This window comes from Tunicatimonas sp. (assembly GCF_049647865.1).
Classification (GTDB): Bacteria; Bacteroidota; Bacteroidia; order Cytophagales; family Cyclobacteriaceae; genus Tunicatimonas.
Genome location: NZ_JBARYM010000078.1, coordinates 1 through 10,355, shown reverse-complemented (window position 1 = coordinate 10,355; position 10,355 = coordinate 1). Strand labels below are relative to the sequence as shown.

12 protein-coding genes are annotated in these 10,355 nt (G+C 46.1%); 9 read left to right on the top strand and 3 right to left on the bottom strand.

Annotated elements, in window-relative coordinates:
* Both WBA23_RS02770 and WBA23_RS02765 read right to left on the bottom strand, forming a co-directional pair.
* The coding region (locus tag WBA23_RS02770; RefSeq protein WP_424580721.1) for a SusC/RagA family TonB-linked outer membrane protein at positions 1–2,399 on the bottom strand (2,399 nt) is incomplete at its 3' end.
* Positions 2,400–2,688: 289 nt separating this feature from the next.
* Positions 2,689–3,507: an MOSC domain-containing protein gene (locus WBA23_RS02765; protein ID WP_424580720.1), complete on the bottom strand. Its 819-nt coding sequence runs from the start codon at positions 3,505–3,507 to the stop codon at positions 2,689–2,691.
* A gap of 101 nt (positions 3,508–3,608) precedes the next feature.
* Between WBA23_RS02765 and gpmI the strand changes: the two genes are divergently transcribed.
* From gpmI to WBA23_RS02720, 9 genes are all read left to right on the top strand, one after another.
* The gene (gene gpmI, locus WBA23_RS02760) at positions 3,609–5,132 is read left to right on the top strand and encodes a 2,3-bisphosphoglycerate-independent phosphoglycerate mutase (RefSeq protein WP_424580719.1); all 1,524 of its coding nucleotides are present in this window, start codon (positions 3,609–3,611) and stop codon (positions 5,130–5,132) included.
* Between the two features lie 12 nt (positions 5,133–5,144).
* Entirely contained in the window at positions 5,145–5,363 is a 219-nt protein-coding gene (locus WBA23_RS02755) for a type II toxin-antitoxin system HicB family antitoxin (RefSeq protein ID WP_424580718.1), read from the top strand.
* Positions 5,353–5,541, top strand: coding sequence for a type II toxin-antitoxin system HicA family toxin (locus WBA23_RS02750; RefSeq protein WP_424580717.1), 189 nt, complete (start codon positions 5,353–5,355; stop codon positions 5,539–5,541). Before WBA23_RS02755 ends, WBA23_RS02750 begins: the two co-directional genes overlap by 11 nt.
* A 6-nt stretch (positions 5,542–5,547) precedes the next feature.
* A complete protein-coding gene (locus WBA23_RS02745; RefSeq protein WP_424580716.1) occupies positions 5,548–6,108 on the top strand; it encodes a WbuC family cupin fold metalloprotein in 561 nt (186 codons plus the stop codon).
* 118 nt (positions 6,109–6,226) lie between these two features.
* Complete coding sequence (locus tag WBA23_RS02740; protein ID WP_424580715.1) at positions 6,227–6,757, top strand: RNA polymerase sigma factor; 531 nt, start codon at positions 6,227–6,229, stop codon at positions 6,755–6,757.
* Positions 6,754–7,362: a hypothetical protein gene (locus WBA23_RS02735; RefSeq protein ID WP_424580714.1), complete on the top strand. Its 609-nt coding sequence runs from the start codon at positions 6,754–6,756 to the stop codon at positions 7,360–7,362. Before WBA23_RS02740 ends, WBA23_RS02735 begins: the two co-directional genes overlap by 4 nt.
* A 44-nt stretch (positions 7,363–7,406) precedes the next feature.
* Positions 7,407–8,303, top strand: a complete 897-nt coding sequence (locus WBA23_RS02730) for a hypothetical protein (protein ID WP_424580713.1) — start codon at positions 7,407–7,409, stop codon at positions 8,301–8,303.
* The gene (locus WBA23_RS02725; RefSeq protein ID WP_424580712.1) at positions 8,266–8,934 is read left to right on the top strand and encodes a hypothetical protein; all 669 of its coding nucleotides are present in this window, start codon (positions 8,266–8,268) and stop codon (positions 8,932–8,934) included. Before WBA23_RS02730 ends, WBA23_RS02725 begins: the two co-directional genes overlap by 38 nt.
* Positions 8,903–9,661 (top strand): hypothetical protein, encoded by a 759-nt coding sequence (locus WBA23_RS02720; RefSeq protein ID WP_424580711.1) that lies wholly within the window; start codon positions 8,903–8,905, stop codon positions 9,659–9,661. Before WBA23_RS02725 ends, WBA23_RS02720 begins: the two co-directional genes overlap by 32 nt.
* 3 nt (positions 9,662–9,664) lie before the next feature.
* Here the strand turns inward: WBA23_RS02720 and WBA23_RS02715 are convergent.
* Positions 9,665–10,355 (bottom strand): M24 family metallopeptidase (locus WBA23_RS02715; RefSeq protein WP_424580709.1); only part of this gene is annotated, 691 nt, incomplete at its 5' end.

The window sequence follows — 10,355 nt, the reverse complement described above, 5'->3', positions numbered from 1 at the left end:
GTGGTATGTAATGCCGAACGGGGAACCGATAGAAAGTCAATATCCTCTGGCAAATCTACCAATTCGTTCTGGATAGCCGCAAAATTGAGATCCACGTGCCAGGAAAAATCCTGCGACCGATCATCCTGATAGCTGGCGTAGAACTCAAAACCGGAATTTTCCATGGCCCCTACATTATCCCAGATGGTTTGGTTGGTGCCACCCGCCACCGGAGGCAACGGACGCTCCACCAGCAAATCTTCGGTGCGCTTGTAGAAGTAATCTGCTCCAGCCAGCAAGCGATTTTCCCAAAGCGTAATGTCTAGCCCAATATTAGTCTGATTGGTTGTTTCCCACTTCAGATCGGGGTTAGCATTACGAGTTTCGGTGAAACCTTGCTGAACACTGTTCTGCCCGCCGCCAATAGCGTAGTTAGAATAAAACGGATTGGTAGCGAAGCTAGAGATGGTAGAAAAAGGCGGAATATCCTGATTACCATTTTGACCATAACCTACCCGTAACTTTAGCTGGTTGATCGCCGGTACGTTAAAGAAATCTTCTTCCGAAATACGCCATCCCGCTGAAATTGCCGGAAAACTACCCCACTTGTTATTACCCAAGCGGGACGAACCATCACGACGCAGGGTAAATGATAGCAGATAACGTTGATCAAACTCGTAGTTGACTTTTCCGAAGTATGAGAAAAGTGACCATTCTAGCGCATCTCCCGCGTTACGCTGGTCAGCTCCATCGCCTCCGTCCAGGTACTGAAAGTTAGGCTCATTATAAGGGAAACCCACGCGGGAAGCTCGGAATCCCTCCCGGTACGAGTTTACGGATTCTATTCCGACCAAAACATCCACCGAATGCTGCCCAAAATCCTTCAGATAGTTCAGCGTATTTGACCACACCCAGTCCGTACTAAATTCGTTAGCAGTAGAAAGATCGCTTGCTAATCGCTGGCTCAGAATATCATTGTACTGCGGAGCGAAATTGCGCGTGTTGAAGTTGGTATAGCTTAGTCCGAAATTGGTACGAAAGGTCAGTTCTTTTAGTATGCGTATATCGGCGTAGGCATTTCCGAAAAGGCGCAACGTAAGGTCCTGATTGTCGCGGTTACGATACAGCTTGCCCAGTGGGTTTTGCACGTCGTTAATCGGATTACCACCAAACTCGCCGTTAATATCACGGGCGGGTACAATAGAAGGGAAGCGGAAAGCATCGTACACCACGCTACCTAGTACCGAGTTGGTAGTAGTTTCAGTTTGCCACGAGTGGGCTACCGAAAAGTTCTCACCAATGGTTAACCACTCAACTGGTTTAAAATCAGTATTAATCCGAGCGGTTACCCGCTGAAAATCAGTGTACTGTAAAATACCTTCCTGATCGAAGAAACCCAGCGATAGAAACGAATGAGCCTGCTCATTTCCTTTACCAAACTCCAAGAAATGAGACTGGATCAAAGCCGGCTCAAAGATCTCTTCTATCCAGTCAGTGTTGGCCGACGGAATGGTTTGCTCAGCATCCAGAAAGGCAGGAATCACTGGACTAGGCCCATTGCCGTAAATATCGCTAGCCGGGATATTTCCATCGTTACGGGTCGCTTGCCAAAGTAAGTCACCGTACTCCTGCGCCCCAAGTTGGTTGGGCAAATTAAATGCCTGCTGCACCCCAACGTAGGAGCGCAACTTAATGGTTGGTTCTTCACTTCTGCCTTTCTTGGTGGTAACAATGACTACTCCGTTGGCTGCCCGAGAACCATAGATGGAGGCCGAGGAAGCATCCTTCAGCACCTGTATGGACTCAATGTCGTTAGGGTTAATCAGATTGATTCCGGTGGTAGTCGGTACTCCGTCAACGATATAGAGTGGGTCATTATTCCGAATGGTGCCAAAGCCACGAATCCGCACGGCAGTATTAGCTCCCGGTGAGTTGTCGCTGATTACGCTTACTCCAGCTATTTGGCCTTCCAGCATCTCGTCGACACCCGCTACCGGAAAACTCTGCACATCTTCGATTTCTACGACTGATACGGCGCCAGTAAGATCCATTTTATCCTGAGTAGTATAGCCAGTTACGACCACCTCTGAAAGCTGGGCCGCATCGGCCATCATTTGTATATCAAAGGTAGATTGGCTACCGATAGCGACCTCCTGGGTTTCGTAGCCCACGAAAGAAAACACCAATGTTTCAGCCTGTTCGGGCACTGATAGGCGGAAAGCACCCTCAATATCCGAAATCGTTCCCTGGGTAGTGCCTTTCACCAGAATATTCACTCCGGGAATAGGACTACTTTCTTCGTCAGTTACCGTCCCACTGAGGGTACGTTCTTGCGCTAACAGCACGTTTGCATGAAAATATAGAGCGACGAAACTTAAAAACGTAAGTCGCCAAGTAGGTTTGGGTAAAAGAATATCCATATGCTTAAGGTATTTAGTAAGCGTTGTTAATAAATATAGGACGATTGAAGGGACCGGAAGCCCAAGAGGCTAGGTGAACGAATAGCCTGGTAGATTTCTCGTAAAGGTAGGTGTAGAAGAGGGTTAGTTTGGTTATGAAACCGTTAACTCTGGGTTAAGAAAAGGTAACACTTGAATAAAAATAGTCTACCAAATGAAGGGGAAGCTTCCAATTTTATATATTGAGGAAGAATTTTGATTGCGATACAGAACCTACTGTATCAAATTTCCAGTGCCTGAAAATTTGTACTTACGAAATATTCGGTTTGCGCGTTTTTATCTCAATCATATCTCCTTTGTGGATGATTCTTCCCGGCTCAAACAATATACTCTGCCCAAATAGTACTTTATTACCCTGCTTACGATACTTCGTTAAAGTAGTTAGCGGTTCCTTTCCTCTTTCGGCAGTACTTTGATCAATGGTGACAACCATACAGCGAGCGCATGGTTTCTCGGCCCAACAGGTAGCATCTCCTATGCTGAATTCGTACCACTGATCTTCCTCATAGGCTTCTCCGCCGGTAAACACCAAGTTAGGCCGAAAGCGATTCATAAGTACCGGCTCAGCTAAACGGATATTAAGGTCATCCAGGGAAGCTTGACCAACAAGCAGGGCCGGGTAGCTATCGGCAAAACTTACAAATTGTTCTCTGCCGCTCGTTTTACCTACCTGCGTTCGCTCACTGTAATCAGGCATGTACACTAAAGAGCAAGGATGATCCAATGTCTCACTAAACCACTGGTCTGCTTCTTCGCTTACCCATTGAGCGGTAGTGGTATCGTCCCAGATCGGCACCGGTTTGGTGACAGCATTCGGGGCGAGGGTTAACGGAACATTAAGCGACGAACCTCCGGTCAGGCTGCGTACCTCCAAATAATCAGCTTGGAGTGAAACTTCTAGTAGAGCCATCTTCGGAATCTCGCGTTGGGTCAGGAACCCTTGCTCATCAATCAGCATCCAGCGGCGGTCGTAGGCCAGTCCGCGTTGGGTGAGTTGGGCTTCCGACAAGCGAATACCACCTAGCGACTTTATTGGATAAATATAGATTTCTGATAGTTGTAGAGGCATATAAAAATAGGATAAATGGTTACCTTAGTACCAACAAATTTGATAGATATACTTTGACAGTCAATACACCACGAGGATTTTTTTAACCACAAAACCAAACAATGAACAAAAAAGCTATTCTAATGATACTCGACGGCTGGGGCGTGGCCGAAAACCCCGAAGTTTCAGCTGTAGACCAAGCTAACACTCCTTTTGTAGATTCTCTTTACAAGAAATACGCTCATAGTCAGTTACAGGCTTCTGGCAAGGCGGTGGGGCTACCCGAGGGGCAGATGGGCAACTCCGAAGTGGGCCACATGAACCTGGGGGCCGGACGTATTATGTACCAAATGCTGGAGCGCATCAACACCGCGATTGAAGAAGGAGAATTCCAGAAGAAACAACCGTTACAGGAAGCTTTTCGGTACGCCAAAGAGAACGGCAAGAAGGTCCACTTCATCGGGCTGGTATCCGATGGGGGAGTACATTCCCACATTAATCACCTGAAGGGTCTCTGCTCAGCAGCTGCAGAGGCAGGACTGGAAAAAGTGTTTTTACACGCCTTTACCGACGGGCGCGATACCGATCCTAAAGCGGGCAAAGGCTACCTAGCAGACGTAGAAAGTCACATGAAAGAAACCACTGGGAAAGTAGCTACCGTGATTGGTCGCTACTACGCGATGGACCGCGACAAACGCTGGGAACGCATTAAATTGGCTTACGATGCAATGGTGCACGGCAGAGGCCGCGAAGTTGAGCGTGCCACCGAAGGCATTCAGCAGTCGTACAACGATAATACGACCGATGAGTTTATCTTACCAATTGTGATTACGGAGAATGGCGCGCCAGTAGCGAAGATAGAAGAAGGCGATGTAGTGCTATCATTCAACTTCCGTACCGACCGGGCCCGACAGATCACGGAAGCGTTGACCCAAAGAGCGTTTCTGGAACAGGACATGAAGCCGCTGAATTTACGCTACCTTACCATGACCGAGTACGATGATACCTTCCGAGACGTAGTTATTTTGTTTGACAATAAACCGACTGACCGCGTACTGGGTGAAATTCTAGCTGAACACGGTAAACAGCAGATTCGGATTGCTGAAACCGAAAAGTACCCGCACGTAACTTTTTTCTTCAACTGCGGACGAGAAGAAACATTTGAGGGCGAAGAACGCATTATGTGCCAATCGCCTAAAGTAGCCACCTACGACTTGCAGCCCGAGATGAGTGCTTACAATATTCGGGATGCAATTATTCCCAAGATAAAAGAAGGCGACGTAGATTTCATCTGCCTCAATTTCGCCAACCCCGATATGGTAGGCCACACTGGGGATTTTAATGCTACAGTGAAAGCTTGCGAAACGGTGGATAGATGCGCCAGAGATGTGCTGACCGCTGCGTTAGACAATGGCTACGCTGCCATTGTACTGGCCGACCACGGTAATGCGGATCGTATGAAAAATCCCGATGGATCGCCTCATACTCAGCATACTACCGTTCCGGTTCCTTGCTTTATGGTGGATGACGACTACCGCGGAAAACTGAACAATGGCAAACTAGGCGATATTGCCCCCACTATTCTGGAAATCATGGGAATTAGTCAACCGGAAGAGATGACCGGAGAGTCTTTATTAGCGAAATAAAAAAATATAGCTATGAAAAAGTATTTGGTAATTTACGAGAAATCAAAAGATGGCTATTCAGCTTATGTGCCGGATTTACCCGGTTGCACTAGTGCAGGAAGTAGCCGGGAGGAAATCGAGCAGAATATTCTTGAGGCAATTGGCCTCTATATAGAGGTGCTAAAAGAAGATGGTCAGGAAATTCCAGAGCAAACTTCGTTTGGAGAAAACTTAGTACTTAGTGAAATATAAAGAAGTTATTAGAATGATAGAAGATGATGGTTGGAAAGTAGCGAGACAACGGGGAAGCCATCGTGTCTACAAGCACTCCGCCAAGCAAGGTATCGTCATTATTGCTGGTCATAAACCATCGGACGAAGTACCCCGCGGAACGCTGAATGCAATTTTAAAGCAAGCTGGATTGAAGTAGTTTACTATGAAACTTCACCAAATCTCACCTGCCGCCACCCTGTCTCAACACCAGCATACCGCTATCATCGATCAGGCCTTGATTGATCAGAAAGCCCAGGACGCCCGTGAAAGTGATCGTAAACGTAATATTCACGTGTTGCACACCGGAGATGAAGATACCTTGCAACGGATGCTCAACGCCTTTCAGCCGGGAACCTATGTAGCACCGCACCGACACGTAGCTGTACCGAAGGCTGAGTCCGCCTTGGTCATTCAGGGTAGCTTAGGATTCGTTCGTTTTTCGGACGATGGTACGTACCAAGCGAAGGATTTCGTGTATATGAATCCTAAAGAAGGAACGTTCGGAGTAGACTACCGAGCGGGAGTATGGCACACCTTTATTGCCCTAGAACCCGATACGGTCGTGCTAGAAGTCAAGCCCGGCCCCTATGATGTGTTAACTGATAAAGAATTTGCCAGTTGGGCTCCGAAGGAGGGTGATGCCGATGCCACCGAATATTTAGCCAAGCTAGAAGACCGTTTCCGTCAGCACTTCCAATTACCCCCTCGCTCGTGGAATGAATGATGAGTGGTGAATAATGATTAGTAATACGACTCATTAATCATCACTTATTATTATTTTCTCTCTCTTTCCAACCTTTTACTTTCGGTTTGTCCCATACTGATAGAACGAACTGAATACTGTGCTAATAAGCGAATTTATGACTGACCAGCAGTTGGTAGAAGGGTGCCGACAAGGTGACCGATGCGCACAACGCCAACTGTTTGAGCAGTTCCAACGAATCATGTATTCTACGGTCTATCGCATCACTAATGATGAAGACGATGCCCACGATGTTTTGCAGGAAGGATTCATTCAAGTGTTTAAAGACATAGGACAGTTTCGGGGCGTGGGTTCGCTGGGCGGTTGGATCAAAACGATAATGGTACGAAAGGCACTACGGAAAATTCAGCACGAAAAACGGTACGAACCCCTGCTACCCGACTCAACTGCTGCTATAATCTGGCCTGATGATTTGAGCGGAGAAGTACTTGATCAAGCCATTCGCGAAATTCCGGCCAAGTGCCGGGCGGTATTTCTGCTGATAGAAGTTGAGGGGTACGCCCACCGCGAAGTAGCCGATATGCTCAGCATCTCGGAAGGAACCTCAAAGTCGCAACTGCACTACGCCAAACAGCTATTACGAATAAAGTTAAAATCGTGGTACGTATGAATCCAGAAGAACCGTTACGAAAAGCTATTCAGCAGTTACCCGAACGCAGTGCCAAATCAAATACTTGGCAGCGACTAGAGCAACAGTTGGTATCAGAAGAAGCCTTCCGGCGCAGTATAGATCAATTACCTGATCGCGAGCCCCGGGCGAATGTTTGGAATACTATTGAAGCATCATTAGCTAATGAATCTAAAACCCAAAAATTATGGTGGCCCTTCGCGGCTGCGGCGGTGGTCTCTCTGCTAATCGTAGCAGGCTTGGTACTTAGTGAAGGCTGGGGAGAAGAAGTAACGACTACCTATAGTGAGGAGTGGGTAGCAGATACCGGAATACCTTCAGAAACGGAAGAATCTGCTTTGGAAGAGGCCGCTCTGGAAGAGGAGGCTTGGGAGTTTATTCAGCAGCACTGCCAGAGCCAGCCGGTGTGCCAGACCCAGGAATTTCAATCGCTTATGGCTCATTGGGAAGAACTAGATACCGAAGAAACTGAGCTACGGAAAACCTTAGATCAATTAGGTCATGATCCGGCATTAATTAAATATCAAGTACGAATTCAGAATATGAAAGCGGATGCTACTAAAGAACTCATTCAACTGGTGCTATGATTTGGTTAAGAATACTGTGTATAGTTAATATAGGCTGGGGGATAATGATTCTGCCCGCCGCTGCCCAAGATAAAATTCAGGTAGTCACTAAAACTATTCAGCGACAGATTCCCTGGAAGGTAGCACAAAAAATCGTTTTCAATGCCGAAAAAGCGACGATTGATCTACAGGGTTGGAATAGAAACGAAGTAGGTATCACTCTCAAGCTAGTGGCCAAACACCCCAACCGGTCGGTAGCGGAACAAGACTTAAGCACTCTTCGGTACGCAATTGACGTTAAAGACCAACAGATAGAATTTAGAAACTTCTTCCGCATTACTGAAGGCAGGACGAAAGTACGAAGCAATCTGCTAGCCATTTACGAAGTACGTATCCCCCAGAATAGCCAGATTTCTATCAATAACCGCTACGGAAATATTTTCCTGAATGATTGGCAAGGTACTGCAAAGGTCACTGCTAGCTTTGGCGAAGTTCAGGTAAACAACGTTCAGGGCAACCTCCGTATGGATGTTAACTACGGTGATATCCTAATGACTCAAATCAATGCTGATGTAAGCGTGGATACTAAAAAGACCAACATAACCGGCAGTGGTTTGGCCGGAACGTTAGTAAGCAACAGCAGCTACGGCGAAATTGATATTAGCACCCAAAATCAGCTTACTAAAACGGCTATTGATGCCTCGCGCACCAAAGTTTCCTTTGCGGCTACTGACCCTATTGCTTACTACTACATTTTGGAAGCTTCTGCCGGAAGTATTCAAACAGCCCTTCCCGGAAAAAGATCAGAAGGAAGTATAATTTTGGGTAAAGACACCTTTGAGTCTTATGAGCATCAGGCCAATCAGCCTACTGTATTTATCAAAACCTCCTACAATACGATCAATATCAACAAACTAGAAAAAAATGCTAAAAAGACTGCCCGTTCTTCTTATCGCCCTTAGCTGGCTTTTGCCTATCCAAGCAGTGATTGCCCAGCGAGACACAGCAGCAATTACCTACACCGAAGAAGCAGCCGATTCCTCGGACTTTTCACTAAAAGAAAAGTACAAGTACTGGACCCGGGCCAATGTGGAAGAGAAGTCTATGTTTAAGGTTGGTCTTTCTGAGTTCGGCTGGGGCGGCTTTATAGGCCCTTTCATTGGCTACCAATCTGCTTATGAACGTAAGATTGGGATACCTTTCTCTTTTCTGGCTCTGTATAGACATAGTATGACTGGGTGGGGTAATAATACACTTGGTGCTGATGTAGCTTTACGCTATTATTATGCATTACCCCGGCGAGTCATGAAAGGAAAAAGTGCTAATAACTTATCTGCCAACTACTTTTCTATACAAAGCAATAATTCTTGGAACGGTTATAGGACTGCCAGAGCACCCGGAATGTTTAATTCTGACCTCCAGATTTTTAGAAGCAATTCTTTTTCCCTCTTGTATGGTTTGCAACGCCGATTAGGAAAGTACGGCTACATTGATGTAAACCTAGGCTACGGTTATCGCCCGGCATCGCGCAATGTCCCATATGAGAATGCTGGATTTTTTGATGGAAACTTTTCTATCGGCATCGCTTTCTGAATTTTCTCCTCTTCTCATCGTTAATCCAACCTACCTCTTTAAACATCCAGATATGCAGCACAAACCATTCATTCTTATTATCGGCCTAAGTCTCTATTTTTTAACAAAACCGCTTTTCGCTCAACAGGATACCGTAACCATTACTTACACCGAAGAAGCAGCCTATTCCTCGGACTTTTCACTAAAAGAAAAGTCCAAGTACTGGACCCGGGCCAATGTAGAGGAGAAGTCTATGTTTAAAATAGGTCTTCCTGGTTTTAGTTCAGGAGGCAATTATGGTCTTTCTATCTTCTACTACTTTGCTTATGAACAGAAGGTGAGTATTCCATTCTCTTTTCTGGTTCAATATAGACACAGGACTAGTGGATTAACAAATAGCCAATCGTTTGGTGCGGATATAGCTATGCGATACTACTACCTCTTACCTAAGCGCGTAAGAAAAGGGGAAAGAGCGAATAATCTGTCTTCAGTTTATTTATCGCTACAGATGAATAACACTTGGTTAAGCTTCCGAGATCAGAGTTTTATTAATGGTAGTTTCAACTATTCTGAGCGAAAAACGACTAGCTCTCATACATTCTCCTTGCTACAAGGAATACAGTTACGTTTAGGTAAGTACGGTTACCTAGACGCTAATTTAGGACCTAACTTTGATCCTAACCATCAGCAAAATCGCCGTAAAGCTGTAACACTAGGCTTCAATTTCTCTATCGGCGTAGCTTTCTAAGAGCTATTCCTCTCCGCCCAACGTTGGCAAATCCACTTCATTAAAGAAGCTGGACTCTTTCATCAATTCTTCTATCTCTTCGCTTTTGCGCGGGGCGGCATCCGAGAGCATTTCGTAGCCGTCTTCAGTTACCAAAAAATCGTCTTCAATCCGTACCGGAATATCCCACCACTTGGGGTCGCAGGGACTGCCTTCGGGAATATAGATGCCCGGTTCAATCGTAATTACCATATTGGTTCGCAGCGTATCGTACTGGCCCTTGTCGTGCACATCCAGGCCAATGTGGTGGCAGCAGCCGTGCGGATAGTAGCGATTGCGCCCCGTAGCCGGATTAATCATATCTTCTTTCTCTAAGCTTTCAAATATTCCTAGTTCCAGTAGCCCTTGGTTAACTACTTCCGCCGTTGCCTGATAAATTTCTTTGAACGTAGCTCCATTCCGACATACTTTCATTCCGGCTTCCTGCGCTTCGTACACTAAATCGTAGATGATCTTTTGTTCCTCAGTGAATTTTCCATTCACGGGAATGGTGCGAGTTACGTCGGCAGTGTAGCCGTGGTACTCCGCTCCCAAGTCCATCAGAATCAGTTCGCCATCTTCAATTTCCGGTTTGTAGTTTTCAATGTAATGTAGTACGCAGCCGTTGTGTCCCGAACCCACAATACTGGGGTAGCCCTCGTATTCGGCTTTATAT